The organism is Marinobacter guineae (genome assembly GCF_002744735.1).
Taxonomy (GTDB): Bacteria; Pseudomonadota; Gammaproteobacteria; order Pseudomonadales; family Oleiphilaceae; genus Marinobacter; species Marinobacter guineae.
The window spans coordinates 494,886-521,555 of record NZ_KZ319341.1 but is presented as its reverse complement, the minus strand read 5'-3'; the positions used below and the strand labels follow the sequence as shown (position 1 = coordinate 521,555).

The following is a 26,670-nucleotide window of genomic DNA, read 5'->3' as shown; positions in this document are numbered from 1 at the left end:
GCCGGGAGCTGTGTCACGGGCTGTAACGAAGCAGCGGTTCCATGTATATTTCTGAATAGCATGTATAATTGCTGTTACAGCAGGTTGCCTGTATTGTCAGGTACACAGAATGACCTGAAACCGGAATAACAAAACCAGAGATGGATGGCGTGGAACAGACAAACGAAAGTTGGCGAATTCTGATTGTCGAGGACGACGAGCGGTTGGCTGAGTTAACCCGTGAGTATCTTGAAAGCAACGGGTTGACGGTCTCCCTGGAAACTCATGGTGGCCCTGCGGTAGAGCGGATCCGCAACGAACAGCCCGACCTGGTGGTGCTGGACCTGATGTTACCGGGGGAAGATGGCCTGTCCATCTGTCGCCGGGTCCGTCCCTTCTATTCCGGCCCTATCATCATGCTGACAGCTCGTACGGATGATCTGGATCAGGTTCTTGGTCTGGAAATGGGCGCAGACGATTACATCGGCAAACCGGTCAAACCCAGGGTTTTGCTCGCCCGTATCCGCGCCATGCTGAGACGGGTAACCGAGACGGCGCAGAGCTCAGCTGATGAATCGAGCGGCGAAGAGCCGGTTCGTCTTCAGTTCAATGACCTGGTTGTCGATCGCTCCATGCGGGAAGCCTGGTTGAGTGAAGAGAGTATCGACCTGACCAGCGCCGAATTCGACCTGCTTTGGCTGCTCGCCAGTAATGCGGGCCGGGTCCTGAGTCGGGAAGAAATCTTTACCGCCCTGCGCGGTATCGAGTACGACGGCCAGGATCGGTCGATTGATGTGAGGGTGTCTCGGATTCGCCCCAAAATCGGTGATGATCCTATCCATCCACGGCGCATCAAGACCGTTCGCAGTAAAGGCTACCTGTTCGTAAAGGAAGCCTGACGATTCAGTCTCTGGACCCGGTGTGCAAACGGCCTGCACATCGGTGTTCCATGCCAGGGTTGGTATCATGCCCCTGAAGCTCTTCCTCAAGCTCTATGCCCGCCTTGCCGGCCTCACTGCGCTGGTTGTCCTTTTGTGTGCTCTCCTGTTTGCCGGTATCAATTCTGTTCGTTCCCAGTTCTGGCATGAGCGCTTTCCTGAGCCTGTGCTGCGGTGGCTGGCAGCAGCGCCTGCTCCGGCGCAGCAATATCATTGGCTGAGATCGACAGTTGATCTCCGTGTCGGCGCCGCTTCGGAGTTTGAGATTTCTCCGGTTGCGCTCGAGAGACTGGGTTACGGTCAGGTGGTCGGAATTGAGAGTGGTGCCGGGTATCGGGTTCTCATCATGGGGCTCTCCGGGCAGATTTTGCAACTGCGCCTGACCAACCCGTACCGCGATGTGGCTGAAACCACCGGGCTTTTCTTCCGTTGGCATCTTGATTCAGCGTCGCCTGAGAATCGTCCTGATGTTGCTGCTCAAATGGCCCAGGCTCTCAACGTTGAGGTTCGTCCTTTGGATGACTCAACCCTGCTGCCGGGTTCAGATGTTCTGGATCAGGTTGCCGAGCGTGGCCTGGCATTCTACACAGAGGGCTCTGATGGCTGCGGCAGAGTCATTATTCAACTCTCGAATGGTGAGCTGTTCCGGATTGATATACCTGCTCCCTTCAATGCCTGGTCCTGGCCCGTTGTTCTCCTGCTGGTGATGGTGCTGGGTGGCGTGCTTGCGGTCGCCCTGTTCCTGGCGCTTCGGGAAGTGGACAACAATCTCAGAACCGTGGAGTCGGTGGCTGTTCGAATAGCTCGCGGTGAAATGGGAGCAAGGGTTCAGGCGGGCGAAGGGACCCTGGTTTCCCGGCTGGCCTCTTCCTTTAACGGCATGGCGGAACATATCCAGCGGCTGGTGCATGTGCAGCGGGAAATGATTCATGCGGTATCGCACGAATTACGTACCCCAGTGGCCCGAATCCGGTTTGGCGTCCAGATGATCGAGGATTGTCAGGATCAGGCCTCTCTGCAGAAGCAGCTGGACGGTATCGACGGCGATATTCAGGAGCTGGACGAACTGATCGACGAGATTCTCACCTACGCCAGGCTGGAACAGGGTGGCCCGGTTTTCTCTCTTCATGAAACCTCGGTAACCGACATTGTCCGCCAGGTGGTTTCGGAGCAGCAGCTGGTGCGACCGGAGCTGAGTATTCAAGGCAATATTGATGAGACGTCCGAACGCTGGGCATTGTCGGATGTTGAGCCCCGTTACCTGCACCGGGCGATCCAGAATCTGGTTGGTAATGCTGGACGCTATGCTGCTGGCAGGGTCGCCGTAAACTGTCATTTTGACGAGGATAATTGCCGGATTGACGTAGAGGATGATGGCCCCGGGATTCCGGAGGGGGAGTGGGAGAAAGTATTCACGGCCTTCGCCCGGCTGGACGATAGCCGTACCCGTACCTCCGGCGGCTATGGTCTCGGTTTGTCCATCGTCCGGCGGATTCTGTATTGGCATGGCGGCCAGGCCTTCGTCAGCAGAAGCGACAACCTCGGCGGAGCGAAGTTCAGTCTGGTCTGGCCCAGAAAGAAACCACTGGATTCAATTGTGTGAACCAGGACTTGCTGACTCACCTGATGTAACAAAGCTGCTACACAAGCGCTACTGAAGTTTTCTGCTTTGGCGTCGATAATCGAAAGCGTAAGGGATGACTTTTGAGGTTGTAGTTCTTACGAACTTTCCTTGTTTCATTCGTCATTTGAGGGCCGGTTTTCCGGCCCTTTTTTTATGTCTGCCGCCAAATACCGGATTGGTCACTCTTTCCCGGTGCCTCTGCTGTTAGAATCGAAAAAAACAACAGGAGGCCGTCCATGACCCGCTATCTGCTCGCCATTGACCAGGGCACAACCAGCTCCCGCGCGATCGTTTTCGACCAGACGGGCAACAGCGTTGCTACTGATCAGCAGGAATTCCATCAGTATTTCCCAAAGGACGGCTGGGTTGAGCATGATGCCCTCGAAATCTGGGACAGCACGCTGGCGGTGTGCCGGGGTGCCCTGGAGAAGGCCGGCATTGAGGCCGGTGACCTGGCAGGCATTGGCATCACCAATCAGCGCGAAACCACGGTGATCTGGGAGCGGGCCACCGGCAAGCCCGTATATCATGCCATTGTCTGGCAGGATCGTCGGACTGCGTCCTGGTGTACCAAGCTCAAGTCGGACGGGCATGAAGATAGCGTCGTCGAGCGGACGGGGTTGCTGATAGACCCTTATTTCTCGGCGACCAAGATCGCCTGGATACTGGACAATGTGGAGGGTGCCCGTGAGCGGGCAGAATCCGGTGAGCTGGCGTTCGGAACAGTGGACAGCTGGCTGCTCTGGAATCTGACTGGCGGCAAGTCACATTGCACCGATGCCACCAATGCCTCGCGCACAGCGCTTTTCAACATTTACGGGCAGGACTGGGACGACGAGCTTCTGGCTCTGTTCCGTGTGCCCCGCGCCCTGTTACCCATCGTGCTGGATAGTGCCGCGAATTACGGTACTGCGGAATCACATTGGCTGGGAAGTCCGGTCATGATTGCGGGCATTGCCGGCGATCAACACGCCGCTCTGGTGGGACAGGCCTGCTTCAAGCCGGGGATGGCCAAGAGCACCTATGGCACCGGGTGCTTTCTGATGCTCAATACCGGGGATCAGGCCATTCGTTCCGAGAACCGTTTGCTGACAACAATGGCCTACCGCCTCAACGGGAAGCCCTGCTACGCGGTGGAGGGCAGTATTTTTGTCGCCGGTGCCGCCATGCAATGGCTGAGGGATGGGCTGAAGCTGATTGCACATGCCAATGAATCCGTGGCCCACGCCGAGGCCGTTGGTGTCGAGAATCCGGTTTATCTGGTACCGGCGTTTACCGGTCTGGGCGCGCCCCACTGGGATCCCCATGCCCGTGGGGCGATCATGGGGCTGACCCGGGATACGGGGATTGGCGAGATAGTCACGGCGGGCCTGCAGTCGGTGTGTTATCAGACCAAGGACCTGGTTCGCGCTATCCAGAATGATGGCGCCCGGCTTGATTCCCTGCGAGTGGATGGCGGCATGGTGGTGAATGACTGGGTGATGCAGTTCCTGGCAGATATTCTGAATGTCACCGTTTATCGGCCAAGGGTAACGGAAACAACAGCACTCGGGGCCGCCTACCTCGCCGGACTGCAGACGGGTGTGTTCGAGAGTCTCGAGCAGATATCCGGGCTTTGGGAGTGTGAGCGTCAGTTCCATCCCGGCATGCGGCCAGCCCTGCGTGAATCCCTTTATGCTGGCTGGATCGATGCCGTTGAGCGGGTCTGTAACAACTGAGTGTGGTTCAGGCGGTGCGCTCAAAAGCGATCAGGTGATCCGCCTCGACGCGCACCGGCACGTGCTCGCCCAGATGGAAGTCCAGATGGCTTCGGAAAAGGGCCTCGAATTCAGTGTCTTCCGAACAGCGGAAGCGGTAAAGCGTTGAGGTTCCTGCGAAGGTTTTCTCGATAACTTTCGGTCGAAGATCCGAGTCTGGATCGTGGACAATGTCATCCGGCCGGATCAGTACGTCTACAAGGGTGCCCGAGGACCACTTGTAGGCCCGGTTGCCGTGAATAATGCCCAGTTCCGATTCAATGGTATCTGGCCCCAGGGCCTTGCCGGGGATGAATCCGCCCTGGCCGACGAAGCTCGCCACGAAGCGGTTTGCCGGCTCATGATAGAGATTGTAAGGCACGTCCCACTGCTGGATCATGCCGTCCCGCAACACCGCAACCTGATCGCACATGGCGAAGGCTTCCTGTTGATCGTGGGTCACCAGGATGGCGCTTATCCCCAGTGTTTTGAGAATTTCCCGAACATCCAGGCTCAGGCGCCGGCGCAAGTCCGCATCCAGATTGGAAAACGGCTCGTCCAGCAGGATCAGGGTTGGTTCGGGTGCCAGCGCGCGGGCCAGGGCAACTCGTTGCTGCTGACCGCCGGACAGTTCGTGGGGGTAGTTATCGGCCAGGTCCTGGAGGTGAACGACATTGAGCAGCTCCATTACCTTCTGCCGCTTCTCCGCCTTGCCCAGATTGCGCAGGCCAAAGCCAACGTTATCGGCGATCGTCAGGTGCGGAAACAGGGCATAGTCCTGAAACACCATGCCGATCCGACGCTTCTCGGGCGGCAGGGTGCGACCGGGCAGGCTGATGGCCTGAGACTGGAGGCAGATCTCACCACCCGTCAACGGCAGAAAGCCGGCCAGAGCCCGAAGGATGGTGCTTTTGCCGCAGCCGCTGGGGCCCAACAGACAGCCGATGTCGCCGTGGCTCAGCGCGAAGTTGACATCCTTGACCACGGAATCCCCGCCGTAGCCACAAGACAGGTTGTTGACCTCAAGCAGCCAGTCTGCAGGAGATTGCGCGGTCGTACTCATGGGGTCAGTCCAGGTGGTTCAGAATGAGAAACTCAAGCAGGGCTTTCTGTGCGTGCAGGCGGTTTTCTGCCTCGTCCCACACCACCGAAGCGGGATGTTCCATCATGTCTGCGGAAATCTCTTCGCCCCGGTGCGCCGGCAGGCAGTGCATGAACAAGGCGTCCTTATCCGCCATGGCCAGCAGCTCCGGGTTGATCTGGTAGCCACTGAACGCTTTCTGACGGGCTTTCTGTTCGTCTTCCTGACCCATGGACGCCCAAACATCGGTTACCAAGAGGTGGGCATTGCGCGCGGCTTCTGCCGGTTCGCGAAACAGGGTTATGCGATCGCTGTGTGCCTTGATCAGGGATTCGGCGGGCTCGTAGCCCTTTGGGCAGGCAACATTCAGGTGGAAATCAAACTGGGCCGCCGCGTTGATGTAGGAGTGGCACATGTTGTTACCATCGCCGATCCAGGCCACGGTGGCACCGCGGATGCTGCCGCGGTGTTCCCGGTACGTCTGCATATCGGCCAGAAGCTGGCACGGGTGGAACTCATCCGTCAGGGCGTTAATCACCGGCACCCGGGAAGCGGCAGCAAAGCGCTCGACCGTCTCGTGGGCGAAGGTGCGGATCATCACCGCATCTACCATGCTGGAGATTACGATGGCGGAGTCCTCAATGGGTTCGCCCCGGCCAAGCTGGGTGTCCCTTGAAGACAGGAACATCGCGGAGCCGCCGAGCTGGGTCATGCCTGCTTCAAAGGAAACTCGGGTCCGCGTTGATGACTTTTCGAAAATCATCGCAAGCACACGATTTTCAAGAGAGTTGCGAACCTTGCCCTGCCGCCATTCGTTGCGCAAAGCAGTGGCATGATCAACGAGGCTTTCCAGCTCACTGGTTGTCATGTCATTCAATGTCAGAAAATGTCTTGCTGCCATGAAATGGCCCTTATCTCAACGAACCCCGCAGCGTGCGGGATTGCCTGAACGTTGGCTGAAAAAACGGGGCATCAAGTCTAGCCCTTCGGGGCAGGTATGACAACGCTGCAACCGGGCCGGAACCGGTGGCGTTGTCTGAGGTCAAATCACTGTGTTTGGTGAGCGGTCAGGCACCCGTGTACAATACCGTTAATCAAATTGCCGTGTGGCAAGACTGTTCCAACAGAGGTGAATGTTCATGGATATCAATGAAACCATCAAAAGCCAGCTCGACGAAAACCCGATCATCCTGTACATGAAGGGCAGCCCCCAGGCGCCCCAGTGTGGCTTTTCCGCTAAAACCGTGCAGGCTCTGATGGCCTGTGGCGAGCGTTTTGCGTTCGTGAATATTTTGGACAACCAAGAGCTCCGCGAGGGTCTCAAGGTGTATTCCAGCTGGCCGACCTATCCGCAGCTGTACATCAGCGGCGAGCTCGTTGGGGGTTGTGACATCATTCTGGAAATGTCCGAGAGTGGTGAGCTGGCCAAGATGGTCAAAGAGGCTGCGAAGCAGGCAGAAGCCTGAAAGCAGTCTTGAGTCAGAGCCGTTTCGGAGTGAACACCAGTTCAACTTCGAAACGATTCTGGCTGTTTCCACCTTCGGGCGGTCTGGGGTAGGGACTTGCTGCCAGAGCGGCCCGGTAGGCGGCCTCATCGATACCCTTGATTCCCGTCGATTTCAGTACTCGTGCCCTGGTCAGGGCGCCGTTACCAAGCAGTTGTAGCTCCACCTCCATAGCCACAGTTCGGGACAATTTTCTCACTGCCGGAACCCTGACTTGTTCGAGCTGGCGCGCCAGATGTGTAGCCAAAATTACCACGTATGGGTCCTGCTCCGTTGGGGATTTGGTAATGCGGGTTACGGCTGCGTCGGCGGCATCCACTTCCTGCTGAGCAACTTTCCCGGCGCGGACGCTGTTACTGGCTGTTGATTTACGGCTATTCTCCGCTGTTTCGGGCTTTGGTACAGGCGGCTCGGGGCCGACCTGTGGGGGGGCATCCGGGGGGGCAGGCTTCTGCCGGGTGATTATCGGTTCGACAGGCTCAGTCGTGAAACGTGGAATGGGAGGTATCGGCCGACTGGTTGCGGAGGATTCCGGGCTGGGGCGGGAAGTCTCGTCAATGCCCGGGGGAATCAGTTCTAATTTCAGGCTTTCGCGATGGGCCTCCTCTTGCTCTCTGACCGGCGAAGGAATGCCAGCGAGCAAAAGGGTATGAAACAGTAGCGCCAGGGATAGTGCAAGGCCGATCCGGTATTGTGCCGGAAGGGCACTGGCACTGCCATTTTCGACCATTAATGTCAGGCCGTTTTGCTCCGTAAGGTGCCGACAACAGCGTCCAGAGCCCGGTCAATCAGAGCGCCCTGTTCCAGCAGAGTCAGGCGACCACGGCGCATTTCGTGGGCCAGCTGGATCCGTGTTTTTTCGATTACCTTCAGCCCCATCCGGTTCACGAAGACAAAGCAGTCGGCTTCCTCGATAATGGCGGAAAGCTTGCAGCGGAAGTTGGCACCATTGACCAGGCGAAACTCTACCCAGTTACCGATTTCAATGCTGTCAATCTGAGCCACGTATTCGGAAATTGCAGCCTCTTCCAGCTCCTGCTGCCGTTCGACTGCGGTCTGGTGAACGGTAGCGATTTCCTCTTCTTCAATCTCTTGGGGCGAGTCCTGCCGTGCTTCTATGGCTGCATTGGTTCTGAATGCTTCGGCCAGTTCATGTTTCAGATGGCCCATCATTTCGTCCAGCCTGGACGAATTGTAGGAAACTTCCTCCAGACCTGATTTCAGAGCTTTCAAAAGGCCCGGCACAACCCGAACCCACTGGTCCCTCTCGTCATCCTCCTGATGGGGATGCAGGCACCAGATCAGGTCATCAACCACCTTCACCGTCGCATTCCAGCGATGCTCAACGTCGTCCCTGAGGTAGGCGAGAAACATCACCCGACTCCAACCGTTCATCAGAATGTCGTGGATCGATTCTGGCAGCTTGTAGCGTGACACTTTTTCTTTCAGCAAATTATCGACGGTTTGCTGTGCCGTCTGGGACTTGATACGGCCCCGTTCCGATTCCCGGGTCCGCTGCTCAACCAGTGAGGCTTTACGGTTCTCCCGTTCCAGGAATTGCTCAAACTCCTGGTTCAATGTCTCGAACAACGCTATGTCCCCATCAAATTCGTTGAGAATCCTCTGAACAATGTTGTGAATCTGGCCGTACAGTTTGTCCTTGGTTTTCTCGTCACTACTGCTCCAGCCGATGCCTGCCCGGGCGAGGGAGTTCAGCAGGCGTCGGGCCGGGTGTGTGGCCTGGCTAAAGAAGCTCTTGTCCCGAATGACTACTTTGAGTATCGGAATCTGAAGGCGGCTGATTAATACCTGGACCGGGGCAGAAAGGTTGTAATCATCAAGAATAAACTCGAACAACATGGACACCAGATTGATGAGGTCTTCGTCGATCTCGTTCAGTGCCGGTTTTCGGCCATCCCCTGCATCTGCCTTGGCAAGCAGTTGCTGCATCAACTGTCTGAGATCGATACTGACAGGCTCCCCGTAACTCAGGTCGCCCTGGTCGTGTCTGGCGCCTGCGAGAGGCAGCGAATTCAGCAGACTGGCCAGCTCGGAATCGCCGACTACGCGAACGTTTGGGTCAGATGATCGGGGCGGTATCCCGGCATTGGCCCTTTGATGTGCCAACATCTGCCTGATCTGGTCGAAAACAGCGCTGCTGTTACCGGATTCTCCGGCCATCGTTTGAGTTGCGGAGCCTGAGGCCCCGGATGTCTCCTTGCCGGTGTCTTGTGCCTTTGAAGCACCATGCTGCTGTCCCGCTTTGCCGTGATAACGGAAATTCGGGATGACGCCGGCCTGAATCAGAATGCGGTTGGCTTCGTCCAGCAACATTCCAAGGTTGGAGACAACGTAGCGGTCAAATTGCTTGAGCAGAATCAGGCGTTCCCGGATCTGGATTTCCAGGGCCTGTATCGCCTCGGTAAAGGCGCTGCATAGATGTTCTGGCGCCATCGGGTTAACCGGTGACTCGTCGGTGGCCTCGGGATAAACCTGAGTGAAGCGGGTCTGGAGTTGGAGTAGTGGACCCTGAAAATGGGCTTTTGCTTTGGTAATCATGGCGTTGAGCGCAACCTGCTCTTCCAGGTCGTCATTGCCGACCAGAGACAGCGTGTCGGCACTGGCCTGTTTGCTCAGGTTTTCTTCCTGGAGAAGGCCAGTATGTGGCGGATTCGAGAAGTACTGGGCGACTGTGTTCTGGAAATGCCGCTCCACACCCTTCCGCTTGATGCGGATTTCACGCATCGCCTCGAAATACCGATTCTGCTCGTTATTGCTGCGTGCGTTATTGGCCAGTTCGAACAGTGAATCGTCGACGGCGTCGAAAGCACCCTGCAGCAAATCGCCCAGCCCGGCGACAACAGTGTCCCGGATGCGGGTGACCTCCGCGGGAACCGGCTTGCTACTTCCTGCTTCCCGATGCTCACGGAGGTAATGTATGCCGGACTGCTTGTTCATGGCAGACTCCTGATTACGCCTCAACCGGATACATGACCGAGCTAAAGATCCTTGTATTCTCGTTATTGGCTAAACTTACCGCATTTTCACTAAAGTTAACATGACTAAACGCTAACCTGGGACCGAATTCAAAAAACACAGGGTGCCCCTCAGGGCACCCTTATGCATGTTACTGACTTGCCAGAGATATCGCGGTCAGTTCACATAGACAGGGCCTACGCCCATGCTCCAGATGACAACGCTGATGGCCAGCAAGGCAACAAACATCACCAGTCCGACTGTGAGCACGGCAGAGGCAAACATGAAGCCTCGCTCTTCGGGGATTTTCATCAGGATGGGGAGTCCTTCGTAGAGCAGATAGACTGCATAGGCGGCAGCTACGAGCCCGGCCAGCATGTTAACCCAGATGTTGGGATATGCTGCGATGACGCCAATCAGGAAGATTGGCGTCGCAGTGTAGGCCGCCAGGGCGACGCCTCTCGGTATCCGCTCAACCGCATCGTAGGTGGCGGCAAAAAAATCGATGAACTTGCCCAGCACAAATATGCCCGCGAGCATGGCGACATAGAACAGTGCTGATAGCTGAAGCGCACTGGCTGTGGAGAGTCGGGTTATCTGGCCGTCACCAATTTGCCAGCCAACCTGGGTTGTTCCATAAAAACCTGCAACGGCGGGGATCAAGGCCAGTAACAAAATGTGGCCGACATAGAGTTTGGTGACAGATTCGGATTCTTTGCGTATCGCTTCCCATTCCTGGTCCGGGTGGGTAAGCAGGCCAAAACTGTGTGTCAGGCTCATGGACGAATTCCTTTTGGTTGTTTTTGTGTCGCACGCACTCTCAGTGTTGGTGGGGGATTGATAACGGTCAAGCCGGTGATTACATTTTGATCTTTCAAGAATAGGTACCGCTATAACTTAAAGGTCTATAGCGACAGGGAAGCGAAAAGGTCGGGTTTGTTCAGGTCAGCGAAAGTGAACGCTTTTTGCGCTTTTTCGGGTGCACAATAGCCGCTTTCACAACATTGTCCTTGATCTGCAATACCTCCACCCGGTGCCCATCCACTTTCAGGCAGACGTTGGTGTCCGGAATGTTCTCCAGGGTTTCGGTAATCAGGCCGTTGAGGGTTTTTGGCCCGTCCGTGGGGAGTTTCCATCCCAGGGTCTTGTTGATGGTGCGCACGGCTGAGGCGCCGTCAATGATAAACGTGCCATCGTCCTGGGGAATGATGTCGGGGCTGGTTGCTGCGTAATCCGTTGTGAAGTCGCCGACAATTTCTTCCAGTATGTCCTCCAGTGTCGCAAGGCCGAGAACGTCTCCATACTCGTCGACCACCACACCAAACCTTCGCCGGCCTTTCTGGAAATTGATTAGTTGGGTATTCAGCGGGGTGCTTTCCGGGACGAAGTAGGGTTCCTGGCAAAGCTGCATGATCATGGCCTTGTTGATTTCCTCCTGTTGAAGCAGCTTGGATGCGCTCCGGAGGTGCAGGATGCCCTGAATGTTGTTGATGTCACCTTTGTAGACTGGCAGTCGGGTGTGCTGACTGCTGCGTAACTGGCGCAGGATCGTGTCGGTGTCGTCCTCCAGATCGATGCCAACCACCTCATTGCGAGGCACCATGATGTCGTTCACCGTCACTTTTTCCAGATCGAGTATGCTGACCAGCATGTCTTTGTGCTTGGCGGGAATCAGCGCACCAGCTTCATTGACGAGGGTTCTGAGTTCCTCCCGACTGAGGTGGTCATTGGCAGCATCTGCCGCAGAAACACCAAGCAGCTTCAATATGCCACCGGTAAACAGGTTAACTGCCCAAACAATGGGGTAGAGGATTTTCAATAACGGCCCGAGTATGTAGCTGGCAGGGAATGCGATTTTCTCCGGGAACAGCGCTGCCAGGGTCTTGGGAGTCACCTCTGCAAAAATCAGGATCACGATGGTCAACAGGACCGTTGCTATCGCTATGCCGGCGTCGCCCCAGACACGTATCGCAATAACTGTGGCAATCGACGATGCGAAGATATTGACGAAGTTGTTGCCAATCAGAATAACGCCGATCAGCTGGTCCGTGCGTTGCAGTAAACCCTGGGCACGTTTGGCGCCTTTATGGCCGGTCTTGGCCATATGTTTGAGACGATACCTGTTGAGGGACATCATCCCCGTTTCTGAACTGGAGAAGAATCCGGAGAGCACGATCAGTCCGACAAGGAGAATAAACAGCGCGGTAAGCGATGTTTCGTTCAAAAGGGGTGTCCTTATATTGCTGGCAAGTAGCGAAAATAGGGTGTGGGAGAGCCCCGTGTCAAGAGAGTGACGGGCGTTTCAGGGAGTCAGCCGCCTCTCTGGAAGATGAGTTCCAGGACAAATTTGCTGCCATAGAACGCCAGCATCAGCAGGGCACAGCCCGCCAGTGTCCACCGGCTTGCGGTGATGCCGCGCCAGCCTTTGGTGTAGCGACCAATCAGGAGTGCCACGAAGACGAGCAGGGAAAGTATCGAGAAGAGGGTTTTGTGGGCGAGATTCTGGGCAAAAAGATCTTCGATGAAGAGCGCGCCGGTCACAATCGCCAGAATGAGCATGACCACCCCTGCCCAGACCATCTCGAACAGCAGCGACTCCATGGTTTGCAGCGGTGGCAGGTTGCGGACCAGAAGGCTGTTGTAATTGTGCTTCAGTTGGCGATTCTGGAAATACAGGAGCACGGCTTGGATAGCCGCCAGGGTAAAGAGGCTGTAGGCTGTCACTGATAATGCGATATGGGACAGCATGCCGTAGCTCTGGTCTGACACCAGCCTGGAAGGTCCATGGGTGACCAGTGCCACGATAATCGTGAGTATGGCCAGCGGGTACACGCCCAGGAACAGGCTTTGAACCGGCTTTTTCAGATTCAGCCCAAGCAGCAGGAAGACGATCAGCCAGGATATCAGCACTGAGCTTTTGAAAAAGCTGAAGTCGAAGCCCCCATCATGGTGAACGGTCTGGGCTATCAGAAGGCCATGACTGGTCAGGGCGAGTACGCCAATCAGGGTGGTAATGGCAAGATTGCTTTGAACCCGGCCCCTGAAATGCAGGGCTTGCAGCGCAGTACCAACGCTGTAAAGAAAAAGAGAGGTGACCGCGAGAATCAGCGTTCCCATGACTTCCTTATTTACCACTGTTCTGACTGGAGATCGGCATTGGTTTCAGCCGATTTGACCGGGCTGGTCGTTTCAGGGCGATAGTCTGGTTATAATGTCGCGATTATGCAACTGGAATCAAGGAGCCGACGCTGGCTCTGTGGTTCATGCACTCAATTTATCCGGGGTACGGAAGAGCAACATGTTTGATAACCTCCAAGACCGACTTTCCGGCAGTCTGCGCAAGATTTCCGGCCAGGCGCGCCTCACCGACGAGAATATAAAGGACACCCTCAGAGAGGTGCGGATGGCACTGCTGGAGGCCGACGTTGCCCTCCCGGTAGTGAAGGATTTTGTTGAGGGTGTCCGCACGCGCGCTATCGGGCAGGAGGTGCAGCGCAGCCTTACGCCTGGCCAGGTATTCGTAAAGGTTGTTCAGCAGGAACTTGAGCGAGTGATGGGTGAGGGTAACGAATCCCTGAACCTGAACGTTCAGCCGCCGGCCGTGATTATGATGGCCGGCTTGCAGGGTGCTGGTAAGACCACCACTGTTGCCAAACTCTCCCGCTTTCTCAAGGAACGCCAGAAGAAGTCCGTGATGGTTGTCAGTGCTGACATATACCGTCCGGCAGCGATTCGCCAGCTGGAAACCCTGGCAGGCGAGGTCGGCGTCGAGTTTTTCCCGAGCACTGCTGACCAGGACCCCGTGGAAATTGCCGAAGGCGCAATTGCTGCCGCGCGGAAAAAGCATATTGATGTGGTGATTCTCGATACCGCGGGTCGTCTTCACGTTGATGAGCAGATGATGGGTGAGATTGGCAGGCTTCATAAAGCCGTCAATCCGGTAGAAACCCTGTTTGTGGTTGACGCCATGACAGGTCAGGATGCGGCCAACACAGCCAAAGCCTTCAACGACGCCTTACCGCTGACAGGCGTGGTGCTGACCAAAACCGATGGCGACGCCAGGGGTGGTGCAGCCTTGTCCGTCCGCCACATCACCGGCAAACCGATTAAATTCCTGGGTGTGGGTGAGAAGTCCGATGCCCTGGAGCCGTTCTACCCTGACCGGATCGCCTCCCGGATTCTGGGTATGGGCGATGTGCTCTCCCTTATAGAGGACGCGGAGCGCAAGCTGGACCAGAAAAAGGCCCAGAAGCTCACCAAGAAGATCAAGAAGGGCAAGAGCTTTGATCTGGAAGACTTCCGTGACCAGTTGCAGCAAATGAAGAATATGGGAGGCATTGGTGGTTTGCTCGACAAGCTTCCGGGTATGGGGCAGATGGCCCAGATGGCCCAGCAGCAGGTAAACGACAAGTCCATGGGGCAGATGGAGGCCATCATTTGCTCGATGACCCCGAAGGAGCGTCGCTACCCGGATGTCATCAACAACTCCCGCAAGCGCCGCATTGCCACCGGGTCTGGCACACAGATCCAGGATGTGAATCGTTTGCTCAAGCAGCACAAGCAAATGCAGAAAATGATGAAAAAGTTTGGCAAAAAGGGTGGCATGGCGAATATGATGCGCGGCATGGGTGGCATGATGCCACCGGGCGGCGGAGGTGGTGGCGCGCCTCCATTTGGCCGTATGTAAAAAGCCTTACATGGAAAACTGGGAAACAACCGGTTTTCCTGTTTTCTTTGGCGTTCATTTAGCATAGAATAGCGCCCCTTTCGAGTATGGCTCTTCGCGTCAGCTGTTGTTCAGCAGGCGGGAATCGTACAAAGTTCGTACAACAGAACAGGATATTGGTTAAATGGTAATAATCCGTTTGGCTCGCGGCGGCTCCAAGAAGCGCCCGTTCTACCATCTGACAGTCACCGACAGCCGCAAATCACGCGACGGTCGTTTTATTGAGCGTGTTGGCTTTTTCAACCCGGTCGCCCGCGGCCAGGAAGAGCGTTTGCGCGTAGATCGTGACCGTATCAACCACTGGCTTGGCCAGGGTGCTCAGGCCAGCGATCGCGTTGCCCAGCTGCTGAAGGCTGCTGAGTAACTCAGTATTGACACCGGGGTTTATGGCATGACACAGAATTCGCAGGAAACTGTGATCGGCCGGATTACCTCGGTATTTGGGGTCAAGGGGTGGCTGAAAGTCTTCTCCTACACGGATCCCAAGGAAGGAATACTGAACTATCCGGACTGGACTCTGGATCTGGACGGTAGATGTATTCCAGTCAAGCTTGAGGAAGGTCGCCGCCAAGGGCAGGCCATTGTCGTCAGGCTGAAGGGAATTGATGATCGTGAGTTGGCGCGCACTTATTGTGGTGCTGAGGTCAGGGTTTCCAGGGCAGAGTTGCCCGAGCTCCCCGAGGGCGAGTTCTACTGGTTTCAGCTGGAAGGCCTTGAGGTTGTCACGGTCGAGGATGAATGCCTTGGTAAAGTGCATCATCTGATTGAAACCGGTTCCAACGATGTTCTGGTGGTGCAAGCGACGACGGGCTCCATCGATCAGCGTGAGCGTCTGATCCCTTACCTTCCGGACCAGGTGGTCCAGAAAGTTGATCTGGCTGCCAAGCGCATGGTTGTGGACTGGGATCCGGAGTTCTGACGGGTGTGGATTGGCGCAGTCAGTCTGTTCCCGGATATGTTCAGTGCGGTAACGGATTATGGGATTACGGGTAGGGCAGTCCGGGATGGTCTTCTGACTTTCCAGAGCTGGAATCCCCGTGACTACACCCACGATCGGCACCGCACAGTGGATGACCGGCCCTATGGTGGCGGCCCGGGTATGCTGATGAAAATTCAGCCCCTCCGGGATGCCATTCACGTGGCACGGGAGGCGGCGCCTGGCAAGGCTTGCGTGGTTTACCTGTCGCCCCAGGGCGAGACCTTGGATCAGACTGTTGTCGAGTCTCTTGCGGCCGAAAAGCGGCTGATTCTCGTGGCAGGCCGGTACGAAGGTGTTGATGAGCGCCTGATAGCGACGGAAGTCGATCGGGAGGTGTCGCTGGGCGACTTTGTTCTTTCTGGTGGCGAGCTGGCAGCGATGGCTGTTATCGATGCGGTTACACGCCTCATCCCCGGAGCGCTGGGTCATGCGCAGTCGGCAGAGCAGGATTCTTTTGCTGACGGTTTGCTGGATTGTCCGCACTACACCCGGCCCGAGGTCTACGAAGGTCTGGCGGTGCCGGATGTTTTATTGGGCGGTCATCATGATCAGATCCGGCGTTGGCGACTCAAGCAGTCGCTGAGGCGAACCCGGCAGCGACGCCCCGACCTGCTTGAAAAGCGGGTGTTTACGGACGAAGAGCGTCAGCTGCTGGTAGAGATTTTGAACGAACCGGGTGCCTCTGAATGATCAGGGCATTAACAGATTAGGTATCAGGAGCATTACGATGAGTGGCAAGAACAACATCATCAGTCAACTTGAAGCAGAACAGATGACCAAGGAAATCCCTGCGTTTGCGCCGGGTGACACCGTGGTCGTTCAGGTCCGCGTAACTGAGGGTAACCGTGAGCGTCTGCAGGCGTTCGAGGGTGTTGTCATCGGTAAGCGTAACCGTGGCATGAACTCCTCCTTCACCGTCCGTAAGATCTCTTACGGTGTTGGTGTAGAGCGTACCTTCCAGACCTTCTCCAAGCTGATTGACAGCCTCAGTGTGAAGCGCCGCGGGGACGTACGCCAGGCCAAGCTTTATTATCTGCGCGACCTGTCTGGCAAGGCAGCTCGTATCAAGGAAAAGCTGGGCTGATCAGCGTATTGCTGAGCACCAGGCAAGAAAAAAGGCAGCCCATGGCTGCCTTTTTTGTGTCTGACGATCCGGTATGCTTGCTGTGGCTTAGTCGCAGTTCGAGGGCTTGGGCGTGAGATCAGAAGACGAATCAGTGATCGGTCGGTTTGTCGATGCCATCTGGCTTGAGGATGGCCTTGGCGAAAAGACGAGGCAGGCATACCGGAGTGATCTGTCCCGGTTGTCAGAATGGCTACAGGATCAGCCGGGTCGACCGTTATTGAAGGAGGTTCGCCGAACCGACCTTCTGGCCTGGATGTCCCGAGGGCTTGCAGAAGGGCTAAAGAGCTCCACGGCCGCAAGGCGCCTTTCGGGGCTCCGCCGGTTTTACCGATTTTTGTTGCGGGAAAGTCTGATCGCTGAGGATCCGACCCTACGTATTGATAGCCCGCGGTTGCCACGACGCCTGCCGGATTCCCTGACAGAAGAGGAGGTGGATGCGCTCCTTTCAGAACCCGACCCCGGTATTGCCATTGAGCTCCGCGACAAGGCCATGATGGAGATTCTCTACGGGTGCGGCCTGCGGGTGTCCGAGCTGACGGAGCTGAGGGTTGATCAGGTAAATCTGCGCCAGGGTGTGGTCCGGATTACCGGCAAGGGTGACAAGGAACGGCTGGTGCCCCTGGGCGAAGAAGCTGTGGACTGGTTGGTCCAGTATATGAAAGAAGGGCGTCCGGAACTCCTGAAGGGTCGGTCCTGTGACGCGCTGTTCCCCGGTAACCGGGCAGCGGCCATGACGCGTCAGACTTTCTGGCATCGCATCAAACACTACGCCCTGCGAGTGGGTATCCGAAAACACCTGTCCCCCCATACGCTCAGGCATGCGTTTGCCACCCATCTCCTCAATCATGGTGCGGACTTGCGTGTTGTCCAGATGCTGCTCGGTCACTCGGACTTGTCCACGACCCAGATCTACACCCATGTGGCCCGCCAGCGGCTGCATTCATTGCACCAGGCCCATCATCCTCGAGGCTGAGTGCAGACAGAATGCAAGGTGAACTTTCCCTGCAAGGGGATGTCGCATTGAATTGATTCCCGGCCTGTGCCAATACTGCCCGGGTTGTTTAACCGATTACCGGAAAAGGGTTGTTTGCCAGAATGAATATTAAAAGTCTTGTCGTGGTGTTCAGTGTCTTGGGCGGCTTGTTGGGAGTGGCCAGCGTCAGTGCCGGCGAAGTGGAAGATCGGATTGCCGAGCGCCTGACCCAGGCCGTGCCGGGCCTCGAGGTGGTGTCGGTGCGGCAATCCGAAGCGCAAGGCCTCTACGAGGTTCAGAGCAACAACGGTGACACTATTTACACAACAGAAGATGGCCAGTATCTGATGACCGGCGATCTGCTGAAAATCACTGATCAGGGTATCGCTAATGTCACTGAAGCCGCCCGCGCCGAGTCTCGCAAGGCGATCATGGCCGGCTTTGGGGACGATGGCGTGATTAGCTTTCCAGCCAAAAACGAAAAGGCGGTGGTAGATGTCTTCACTGATATTGACTGCCCATATTGCCGGAAGCTGCACGATGAGGTGCCGCAACTCAATGAGTACGGTATTACTGTTAATTACTACGCGTTTCCCCGCTCAGGCCCCAATACGGCTTCATTCAGAAAGTACGAGTCGGTCTGGTGTGCCGAGAATCAGCAGGCTGCCATGGACGCTGCCAAGGCGGGCCGCAAGGTTGATGAGGCAAGTTGCGAAAATCCGGTTCAGGAGCAGTACCGGCTTGGCGGCCGGATTGGCGTAACGGGCACGCCAGCCATTGTGCTGGAAGATGGCAATATGGTTCGAGGTTATGTCCCGGCGAAGCGTCTGGCCGAGGGCCTTGGGCTGCTCTGATTGCAGTTTTGGTCGTCAGGGCTTCCCGAAAGTTTCGGTATTTGAGTTGGTTCCGATTCAGGGCTTATTCAGTGAGGCCTGAATCGGTATACTATGCCCCCTTATTGCAATCCATCAGCACCCCTTCGGGATCAGAGGTGAGAGTTTGAAAGACGTCAGTGTCGGAATCTGCGGACTGGGAACCGTCGGCGGCGGTACCTTTAATGTCTTGACCCGGAATGCCAGGCTCATTGCCGGCCGGGCCGGCTGTAACATACGGATTACCCGGATCGCCAGTCGCCGTGCTCGCGAGGACATGGACCTCGGAGACGTACCCTTCAGCACCGACATTTACGACGTAGTTAACGATCCGGGCGTGGATATCGTGGTGGAACTCATTGGCGGTTACGACGCAGCCCGTGAACTCGTGCTGGCGGCCATCCGCAATGGCAAGCATGTTGTGACGGCCAACAAGGCCCTGATCGCCGTGCACGGCAACGAAATCTTCGAGGCCGCCGAGAAGGCCGGCGTTGTGGTTGCCTACGAGGCCGGAGTAGCTGGTGGTATTCCGGTGATCAAGGCTGTGCGTGAAGGCATGGCGGCAAACCGTATCGACTGGATTGCCGGCATTATCAATGGCACAGGCAATTACATCCTCACCGAAATGCGTGCAGGTCGGGAGTTTACCGAAGTGCTCAAGGAAGCTCAGGATCTGGGCTACGCCGAGGCCGATCCGACCTTTGACGTTGAAGGTATTGATGCAGCCCATAAGCTGACCATCCTGGCATCGGCCGGCTTCGGCGTGCCGCTGCAGTTTGAAAAAGCCTACACCGAGGGGATTTCGAAGATCACTCCCTACGATATCGCCCACGCCGAATTGTTGGGCTATCGCATCAAGCATCTGGGTATCGCCCGGCGCCGGGACGATGGCATCGAATTGCGGGTTCATCCCACCCTGGTTCCCCAGAGCCACCTGATTGCCCAGGTTGATGGCGTCCTGAACGCGGTACTGGTTGATGGCGATGCCGTTGGTCAGACCATGTACTATGGCCCGGGCGCCGGCGATGAAGCGACTGCCTCCGCCGTAATCGCCGATATTGTGGATGTTGCCCGCGGCGTGGCCAGCGAAAGCAAACAGCGTGTGCCTTACCTCGGTTTCGCACCGGAGGCGATGGAGGATCTGGACGTCCTTTCCATGGAGGATATCCAGTCAGCCTATTACCTTCGTATTACTGCTCTGGACCGCCCGGGTGTGCTGGCAAAGATTGCCTCCATCCTGAGTGAGCACGGCATCAATATCGAGTCGATCATGCAGAAGGAATCCGAGCTGAAAGACGGCCGAATTCCGGTGATTATCCTGACCCACACGGTTCAGGAGCGGCAGATTAACCGTGCGATCGAAGAGCTGGAAGCCCTGTCCGACACCGATGGCCAGGTTGTCCGCATCCGCGCTGAAAACTTTAACTGACAGGTACACATGTGAGATACATCAGTACGCGGGGTGAAGCGCCCGCACTGGGCTTTGAAGACGTTTTGCTGACTGGGCTGGCCACCGATGGTGGCCTTTATGTTCCGGAATCGCTGCCGCATTTCAGTCTCGAGGAAATCCGGAGCTGGCGCGGGCTTTCCTACAGCGAACTTGCCTTTAACGTCATGCACCCGTTTGTAGACGATGCGATTCCTGCGGACGACTTTCGCAAGATGCTGGATGAAACCTACGCCGTGTTCGCCCACAAGGCCGTTGCACCGCTGGTACAGCTGGACACCAATGAGTGGGTGATGGAGCTGTTCCATGGCCCGACTCTGGCGTTCAAGGATTTCGCCCTGCAGTTGCTGGGTCGATTGCTGGATTATGTGCTGGAGAAGCGCCAGCAGCACGTGGTCATCATGGGGGCCACCTCCGGTGATACCGGCTCTGCGGCCATTGAAGGTTGCCGTCGCTGTAAGCATGTGGATATCTTCATCCTGCACCCGTACCAGCGGGTGTCAGAAGTCCAACGCCGCCAGATGACCACTGTTGAAGGTGATAACATTCACAACATTGCCGTGCGCGGCAATTTTGATGACTGCCAGCGGATGGTGAAGGAGAGCTTTGGCAATCAGTCCTTCCTGGGCGGGAAGACCCAGCTGGCGGCAGTGAATTCCATTAACTGGGCACGGATCATGGCCCAGATCGTTTACTACTTCCATGCCTCACTGGCGCTGGGCGGGCCGGATCGAAGCATGGCCTTCTCGGTACCCACTGGCAACTTCGGCGATATCTTTGCCGGCTACCTGGCAAAGAAGATGGGGCTGCCGATTTCCCAGCTGGTTATTGCCACAAACCGGAACGATATCCTGCATCGCTTCATGAGTGGTAACAAATACGAGCAGCACCAGCTCGAGCACACCCTGTCTCCGAGTATGGATATCATGGTGTCCAGTAACTTCGAGCGCCTGCTGTTTGACCTTCATGGCCGGGATGGGCTGGCGGTGAAAACGCTGCTGGAAAATGCCGCCAAAGGCCCGGTCAGCATCGAGGATTACCGCTGGAAGCACGCCCGCAAGCTGTTTGACAGCGATGCGGTGGATGATAAAACCACCTGCGACACTATCCGCGAGACCTACGATCAGAACGAGTATCTGCTGGATCCCCACACGGCGATCGGCGTCCGTGCTGCCCGCAACTGTCGCCGTGATCCGGCGGTGCCGATGATTACTCTGGGAACCGCCCATCCTGCCAAGTTCCCGGATGCCGTCGCCGAGTCCGGCCTGAGTGTGCAGCCGCCACTGCCGGCCCACATGGCGGACCTGTTTGAGCGGGAAGAACGTTACACGGTGTTGGATAACAACATCGCTGGCGTTCAGGAATTCATCGCCAAGAACTGGAAGAAGACCTGACCTGGCATGGCATCCAAAAAGATCCTGCGTCGCCCCCAGCCGGAATCGCTTGCCGGCTGGGGGCAAAAGCTGCCCCCCTTGCTTCGCCGGCTGTATGCGGCCCGCGGCGTCACCTCCGACGAGCAGTTGAGCTACACCCTCAAGCATCTGGCCTCGCCCATGTCCTTGCAGGGCATTGACCGTGCCGTTGAGCTTCTGGCCGAGGCCATTGGCCAGCAGGAGCGAGTGCTGGTTCTGGGTGACTTCGACGCAGACGGCGCCACCAGCACCGCCGTGGCTATGCTCGGTCTGTCCATGCTCGGTTTGCAGAGTATTGACTTCCGGGTGCCCAGCCGATTTGCTGACGGCTATGGTCTGACCCCCGGGATCATTGAGCGCCTACGTGACGAAGGTGAGTTGCCAGACCTGATGGTCACGGTGGATAACGGTATATCAGCCATTGAAGGTGTCCGTGTTGCCCGGGAGTTGGGTGTGAAGGTGGTGGTCACCGATCATCACCTGGCCGGGGAAGAGCTCCCGGATGCCGACGCCATCGTGAATCCGAATCAGCCTGGCTGCCCCTTTCTGAGCAAGAATGCCGCCGGGGTTGGCGTGATGTTTTATGTACTTACGGCGCTACGCAAACACCTCCGGGAAACCGGACGCTTGCCGCAGCCGGAGCCTAACCTGGGAAGCCTGCTTGATCTGGTGGCGCTGGGGACGGTTGCTGATGTGGTACCCCTGGACCACAACAACCGCATTTTCGTAGAGCAGGGCCTGCGCCGGATACGCCAGGGCGAGGCTCGCCCCGGCATACTGGCTCTGTTGGAAGTGGCTGGTAGGGACCACACGGCTATAAGCTCAACAGACCTCGGATTCGTGGTCGGCCCCCGCCTGAACGCGGCGGGCCGTCTGGATGACATGAGCATCGGCATCGCCTGCCTGCTGGCAGATAGCCCTGATGAGGCCCGCCGGCTCGCCCGGGAGCTGGATACCTTCAACCGGGAGCGCAGAACCATAGAGAAAGACATGAAAGCCCAGGCGCAGGATCTGTTGGCGTCCATGTCGCTGGATCTGGAAGGTTTGCCCTGGGGCCTGGCGCTGTTTGATCTTGACTGGCATCAGGGGGTCATCGGCATCCTTGCCGCCCGCATCCGGGAACAGACCCACCGACCCACCATTGCCTTTGCCCCGGACGATAACGGCGAAGACATCAAGGGCTCCGCCCGCTCTATCCCCGGCTTGCATATCCGAGATGTTCTCGCGGCTGTCGACTCCCGTCATCCCGGCATGATGAAAAAGTTTGGTGGTCACGCCATGGCCGCTGGCATGACCCTGGCAAAAGCGGATCTGGACGCCTTTTCCGCGGCTTTCGACCAGGCTGTTCGCGACACGCTCTGCGCGGAAGATCTCGAAGCGGCTATTACCACTGATGGACCCTTGGGCCCGGATGAGCTTTCCCTCGACACGGCCGCGCTGCTCAAGCGCGCCGGCCCTTGGGGGCAGCATTTTCCGGAGCCGCTGTTCGATGGCGAGTTCCGGGTAGTGAGTCAGCGTATCGTCGGTGAGAACCATCTTAAGCTAGTGTTGCAGCCTGTTGACGGCGGCGGCATTGTCGACGGCATTGCCTTCAACACCGGTCCCGAAGTGCCCGACTATACCCGTACCGGGGCACGGGTAGTTTACAAACCGGATGCCAATACCTTCCGGGGGCGCACCAACCTGCAACTGTTGGTGGATTACCTGGAACCACTGTAAGCAATTCCCCGCAGGCTGATTTACAGACAGATTTCCGGTAGAATCCGGCCTCTGTTTTACTCTCCATTTTCAAGAGCGAGTAAGGGTTTCATGGAAATTAATCCCATTGTTACGAAGATTAAAGAGCTTCGTGAGCGCACTGAAGCGCTCAGGGGGTATCTTTGACTACGATCAGCGGAATGAGCGACTGGTCGAAGTAGAGCGGGAACTGGAGCAGCCCACGGTCTGGGATGACCCCGACCGGGCCCAGGCACTGGGCAAGGAACGAGCCGATCTTGAGCTGATCGTCAAAACTATCGACAACCTCACTTCGGGCCTCGAGGACGCCGAAGGCCTGCTGGATATAGCCGCAGAAGAGGATGACGAAGGCACTGTGGCCGAGATCGAGTCCGATCTGGACAGCCTGGACAAAGAGCTCGAGAAGCTCGAGTTCCGCCGCATGTTCTCTGGCGAAATGGACGCCAACAACGCGTATCTGGATATCCAGGCCGGTTCCGGCGGTACGGAAGCCCAGGACTGGGCCAACATGCTTCTGCGCATGTACCTGCGCTGGGCGGAGCGCCGTGGTTTCAAGGCCGAGATCGTCGAGCTGATGGAAGGTGAAGTGGCGGGCATCAAGAGTGCCACCATTCACGTTCAGGGTGACTACGCCTATGGCTGGCTGCGCACGGAAACCGGCGTTCACCGGTTGGTTCGCAAGTCGCCATTCGATTCCGGCAACCGCCGTCACACTTCTTTTTCATCGGTGTTTGTGTCTCCAGAAGTGGACGACAGCTTCGTCATTGAAATCAACCCGGCGGATCTGCGGGTGGACGTCTACCGTGCTTCGGGTGCTGGTGGTCAGCATGTTAACCGGACCGAGTCTGCGGTGCGTCTGACCCACAATCCCACCGGCATTGTTGTGGCCTGTCAGGCTGGCCGAAGCCAGCACCAGAACAAGGATCAGGCCATGAAGCAGCTGAAGGCGAAGCTGTTTGAGCGTGAGATGCAGGAGCGTAACGCCGAGAAGCAGAAGGCTGAGGATGCCAAGGCCGATATCGGCTGGGGCAGTCAGATCCGCTCTTATGTGCTGGATGACAGCCGCATCAAGGACCTGCGCACCAAGGTGGAAACCAGCAACACCCAGGCGGTGCTGGACGGTGACATCGACAAGTTCATCGAAGCCAGCCTGAAGATGGCGCTGTAATCAGCGCCTTTGCCACGCTAACCCGGACAACCCCTGATTTCTAGTGAGCGAAAATGACTGATCAAACTCAGAATGCCGCACAGCATGAGGACAACAAGCTGATTGCCGAGCGCCGCGCCAAACTCTCAGAGATGCGCGAGCAGGGCAATGCCTTCCCCAACGACTTTCGTCGTGATGCAACCGCTGCCGAGCTTCAGGCGAAATATGGCGACAAGAGCAAGGAAGAGCTGGCCGAAATGGGTATTCAGGTGGCCATTGCTGGCCGCATGATGCTCGATCGCAAGGCGTTCAAAGTGGTTCAGGACATGACCGGCCGTATCCAGATATACGCCTCCAAGGATGTCCAGAAAGACACCAAACACTGGGATCTCGGGGATATCGTGGGAGTGCGTGGCGTGCTGTGCAAGTCCGGTAAGGGCGACCTGTACGTGACTATGGACGAGTACGTGATGCTCACCAAGTCCCTCCGGCCGCTGCCAGAAAAGCACAAAGGCCTGACAGACACAGAAGCCCGCTACCGTCACCGTTACGTGGATCTCATGGTCAACGAGGACAGCCGCCGGGTGTTCTATGCACGCTCAAAAATCATCAGCGTCATGCGCCAGTACTTTACCGACCGGGACTTCATGGAAGTGGAAACCCCGATGCTGCAGGTGATCCCCGGTGGCGCCACGGCGCGCCCGTTCGTGACCCACCATAACGCCCTTGGCATCGATATGTACCTGCGGATTGCGCCGGAACTTTTTCTCAAGCGCCTGGTGGTGGGAGGCTTTGAGCGGGTGTTCGAGATCAACCGCAATTTCCGCAATGAAGGCCTCTCCACCCGTCACAATCCGGAATTTACCATGGTGGAGTTCTATCAGGCCTACGCCGACCATAACGACCTGATGGACCTGACCGAAGATATGCTGCGCACCATCACCCAGAAGGTGCTGGGGACCACCACCGTGGTGAATACCCGCATCCTGGCGGACGGTGAAGAAGAAACCATCGAATACGACTTTGGCAAGACGTTCGAGCGCCTGACCGTGGTGGATGCCATCCTGCGCCACAATCCCGACATCAAAGCTGAACAGTTGTCGAATGAGTCTGGTGCCCGCCAGGTGGCAAAAGATCTCGGCATTTACATCAAAAATGGTTGGGGGCTTGGCAAGGTCCAGATCGAAATTTTCGAAGCGACCGCCGAACACCGCCTGATGCAGCCGACGTTTATTACCGATTACCCGAAAGAAGTGTCCCCACTGGCCCGCTGCAAGGACAACGACCCGTTCGTCACCGAGCGTTTCGAATTCTTCGTGGGCGGCCGGGAGATTGCCAACGGCTTCTCCGAGCTTAACGATGCGGAAGACCAGGCTGAACGCTTCCAGGACCAGGTGGCCGAAAAGGACGCCGGCGACGACGAGGCCATGTTCTACGATGAAGATTACATCATGGCACTGGAGTACGGCCTGCCGCCCACCGCCGGTGAGGGCATCGGCATCGACCGCCTGGCCATGCTGCTGACCAATTCCGCCTCCATCCGCGACGTCATCCTGTTCCCGGCCATGCGCCCGGAGAACAAGGCAGATTACCGGAAGGACGAGGCGTAATCCATGACCCCGGTTGAGGAACTGGCCAGCCAGCTCAGGCCCGACCGGGGTTGGCAAGAACACCTCTCGGAAGAGTTTCGCCAGCCCTACATGCAGAACCTGGCGGAACTTCTGGCAGCCGAGGAGCAGGCCGGAAAAGTCCTGTTCCCGGCCAGTCACCACTGCTTCAATGCCCTGAACAGCACACCGCTGGAACAGGTGCGGGTGGTGATTCTGGGGCAAGACCCCTACCACGGCCCCGGCCAGGCCCACGGCTTGTGTTTCTCCGTGCGCCCCAACGTGGCAACCCCGCCGTCACTGGTCAATATCTTCAAGGAAATCCAGGACGATCTGGGCATCGCCCCGCCAGACCATGGCTGCCTGCAGCCCTGGGCAGAGCAGGGCGTGCTGCTGCTCAACAGCGTCCTGACTGTCGTTCAGGGCCAGGCCGGTGCCCATCAGGGCAAAGGCTGGGAAACCTTTACCGACAGGGTCATCGAAACGATCAATCGTGAACGGGAAGGGGTGGTGTTCCTGCTATGGGGAAGTTACGCCAAAAAGAAAGGCCGGCACATCGACCGCAGCCGGCACCTGGTACTCGAAGGCCCCCACCCGTCACCCTTAAGTGCCTACCGGGGGTTCTTTGGCTGCAAGCACTTCTCAAAGGCAAATGACTGGCTACAGCAACAGGGGAAGCCTGCGATCAACTGGGAATTGCCTTTGAAAGTGGATCTGTTGGAGCGCTACCGGAAAGCCTGAGCTCCATTGAGTGTGCCGCCCTCCCAAAAATGTGCGGAGCCATGGATGGCGGAGCCAAGCGTAC

Annotated in this window: 24 protein-coding genes; 17 read left to right on the top strand and 7 right to left on the bottom strand. The window is 57.1% G+C overall.

Features of this window, described 5'->3' with window-relative positions; genetic code table 11:
• Positions 1-140 precede the first annotated feature (140 nt).
• The 3 genes from CLH62_RS16765 to glpK all read left to right on the top strand — a co-directional run bounded on the left by CLH62_RS16765 (position 141) and on the right by glpK (position 4,259).
• Entirely contained in the window at positions 141-878 is a 738-nt protein-coding gene (locus CLH62_RS16765; protein ID WP_099619324.1) for a response regulator, read from the top strand.
• Between the two features lie 67 nt (positions 879-945).
• Positions 946-2,520 carry an ATP-binding protein gene (locus tag CLH62_RS16760; RefSeq protein WP_099619510.1) on the top strand — a complete coding sequence of 525 codons (1,575 nt, stop codon included), beginning with the start codon at positions 946-948 and terminating at the stop codon, positions 2,518-2,520.
• A gap of 257 nt (positions 2,521-2,777) precedes the next feature.
• Positions 2,778-4,259 carry a glycerol kinase GlpK gene (gene glpK / locus CLH62_RS16755; RefSeq protein WP_099619323.1) on the top strand — a complete coding sequence of 494 codons (1,482 nt, stop codon included), beginning with the start codon at positions 2,778-2,780 and terminating at the stop codon, positions 4,257-4,259.
• 7 nt (positions 4,260-4,266) lie between these two features.
• Here the strand turns inward: glpK and CLH62_RS16750 are convergent, their stop codons facing one another.
• Positions 4,267-5,340: an ABC transporter ATP-binding protein gene (locus tag CLH62_RS16750; protein ID WP_099619322.1), complete on the bottom strand. Its 1,074-nt coding sequence runs from the start codon at positions 5,338-5,340 to the stop codon at positions 4,267-4,269.
• A gap of 4 nt (positions 5,341-5,344) precedes the next feature.
• Positions 5,345-6,259 (bottom strand): ornithine carbamoyltransferase, encoded by a 915-nt coding sequence (gene argF, locus CLH62_RS16745; RefSeq protein ID WP_099619321.1) that lies wholly within the window; start codon positions 6,257-6,259, stop codon positions 5,345-5,347.
• Positions 6,260-6,497: 238 nt separating this feature from the next.
• Here argF and grxD point away from each other — a divergent pair, with 238 nt between their 5' ends.
• Positions 6,498-6,824, top strand: coding sequence for a Grx4 family monothiol glutaredoxin (grxD, locus tag CLH62_RS16740; protein ID WP_099619509.1), 327 nt, complete (start codon positions 6,498-6,500; stop codon positions 6,822-6,824).
• Between the two features lie 13 nt (positions 6,825-6,837).
• Here the strand turns inward: grxD and CLH62_RS16735 are convergent, their stop codons facing one another.
• The 5 genes from CLH62_RS16735 to CLH62_RS16715 form a co-directional block, all read right to left on the bottom strand.
• A complete protein-coding gene (locus CLH62_RS16735; RefSeq protein WP_099619320.1) occupies positions 6,838-7,593 on the bottom strand; it encodes an energy transducer TonB family protein in 756 nt (251 codons plus the stop codon).
• 5 nt (positions 7,594-7,598) lie between these two features.
• Positions 7,599-9,821, bottom strand: coding sequence for a DUF1631 domain-containing protein (locus CLH62_RS16730; RefSeq protein WP_099619319.1), 2,223 nt, complete (start codon positions 9,819-9,821; stop codon positions 7,599-7,601).
• A 195-nt stretch (positions 9,822-10,016) separates the two neighbouring features.
• The gene (locus CLH62_RS16725) at positions 10,017-10,619 is read right to left on the bottom strand and encodes a Yip1 family protein (protein ID WP_099619318.1); all 603 of its coding nucleotides are present in this window, start codon (positions 10,617-10,619) and stop codon (positions 10,017-10,019) included.
• Between the two features lie 160 nt (positions 10,620-10,779).
• Positions 10,780-12,063, bottom strand: a complete 1,284-nt coding sequence (locus tag CLH62_RS16720) for an HlyC/CorC family transporter (RefSeq protein WP_099619317.1) — start codon at positions 12,061-12,063, stop codon at positions 10,780-10,782.
• Between the two features lie 86 nt (positions 12,064-12,149).
• The gene (locus CLH62_RS16715; RefSeq protein WP_099619316.1) at positions 12,150-12,956 is read right to left on the bottom strand and encodes a cytochrome C assembly family protein; all 807 of its coding nucleotides are present in this window, start codon (positions 12,954-12,956) and stop codon (positions 12,150-12,152) included.
• Between the two features lie 181 nt (positions 12,957-13,137).
• Here CLH62_RS16715 and ffh point away from each other — a divergent pair, with 181 nt between their 5' ends.
• From ffh to ung, 13 genes are all read left to right on the top strand, one after another.
• Entirely contained in the window at positions 13,138-14,526 is a 1,389-nt protein-coding gene (gene ffh / locus CLH62_RS16710; protein WP_099619315.1) for a signal recognition particle protein, read from the top strand.
• A gap of 163 nt (positions 14,527-14,689) precedes the next feature.
• Positions 14,690-14,929, top strand: coding sequence for a 30S ribosomal protein S16 (gene rpsP / locus CLH62_RS16705; protein WP_099619314.1), 240 nt, complete (start codon positions 14,690-14,692; stop codon positions 14,927-14,929).
• Positions 14,930-14,956: 27 nt separating this feature from the next.
• Positions 14,957-15,484, top strand: a complete 528-nt coding sequence (gene rimM, locus CLH62_RS16700; protein WP_099619313.1) for a ribosome maturation factor RimM — start codon at positions 14,957-14,959, stop codon at positions 15,482-15,484.
• A 3-nt stretch (positions 15,485-15,487) separates the two neighbouring features.
• Positions 15,488-16,234 carry a tRNA (guanosine(37)-N1)-methyltransferase TrmD gene (gene trmD, locus CLH62_RS16695; protein ID WP_099619312.1) on the top strand — a complete coding sequence of 249 codons (747 nt, stop codon included), beginning with the start codon at positions 15,488-15,490 and terminating at the stop codon, positions 16,232-16,234.
• A 37-nt stretch (positions 16,235-16,271) separates the two neighbouring features.
• Entirely contained in the window at positions 16,272-16,628 is a 357-nt protein-coding gene (rplS, locus tag CLH62_RS16690; protein WP_099619311.1) for a 50S ribosomal protein L19, read from the top strand.
• A gap of 112 nt (positions 16,629-16,740) precedes the next feature.
• Positions 16,741-17,643 carry a site-specific tyrosine recombinase XerD gene (gene xerD / locus CLH62_RS16685; protein WP_099619508.1) on the top strand — a complete coding sequence of 301 codons (903 nt, stop codon included), beginning with the start codon at positions 16,741-16,743 and terminating at the stop codon, positions 17,641-17,643.
• A 122-nt stretch (positions 17,644-17,765) separates the two neighbouring features.
• Positions 17,766-18,497 (top strand): DsbC family protein, encoded by a 732-nt coding sequence (locus CLH62_RS16680; protein WP_099619310.1) that lies wholly within the window; start codon positions 17,766-17,768, stop codon positions 18,495-18,497.
• A 145-nt stretch (positions 18,498-18,642) separates the two neighbouring features.
• Entirely contained in the window at positions 18,643-19,944 is a 1,302-nt protein-coding gene (locus CLH62_RS16675) for a homoserine dehydrogenase (protein ID WP_099619309.1), read from the top strand.
• A gap of 11 nt (positions 19,945-19,955) precedes the next feature.
• Positions 19,956-21,356, top strand: coding sequence for a threonine synthase (gene thrC / locus CLH62_RS16670; protein ID WP_099619308.1), 1,401 nt, complete (start codon positions 19,956-19,958; stop codon positions 21,354-21,356).
• A gap of 6 nt (positions 21,357-21,362) precedes the next feature.
• Entirely contained in the window at positions 21,363-23,093 is a 1,731-nt protein-coding gene (recJ, locus tag CLH62_RS16665) for a single-stranded-DNA-specific exonuclease RecJ (protein WP_099619307.1), read from the top strand.
• Positions 23,094-23,183: 90 nt separating this feature from the next.
• A protein-coding gene (gene prfB / locus CLH62_RS16660; protein WP_099619306.1) for a peptide chain release factor 2 occupies positions 23,184-24,279 on the top strand; the annotation gives its coding sequence in 2 pieces (ribosomal slippage) (positions 23,184-23,255 and positions 23,257-24,279; 1,095 coding nt in all).
• A 53-nt stretch (positions 24,280-24,332) separates the two neighbouring features.
• Positions 24,333-25,868 carry a lysine--tRNA ligase gene (gene lysS / locus CLH62_RS16655; RefSeq protein WP_099619305.1) on the top strand — a complete coding sequence of 512 codons (1,536 nt, stop codon included), beginning with the start codon at positions 24,333-24,335 and terminating at the stop codon, positions 25,866-25,868.
• 3 nt (positions 25,869-25,871) lie between these two features.
• Positions 25,872-26,606 carry a uracil-DNA glycosylase gene (gene ung / locus CLH62_RS16650; RefSeq protein WP_099619304.1) on the top strand — a complete coding sequence of 245 codons (735 nt, stop codon included), beginning with the start codon at positions 25,872-25,874 and terminating at the stop codon, positions 26,604-26,606.
• Positions 26,607-26,670: the final 64 nt, after the last annotated feature.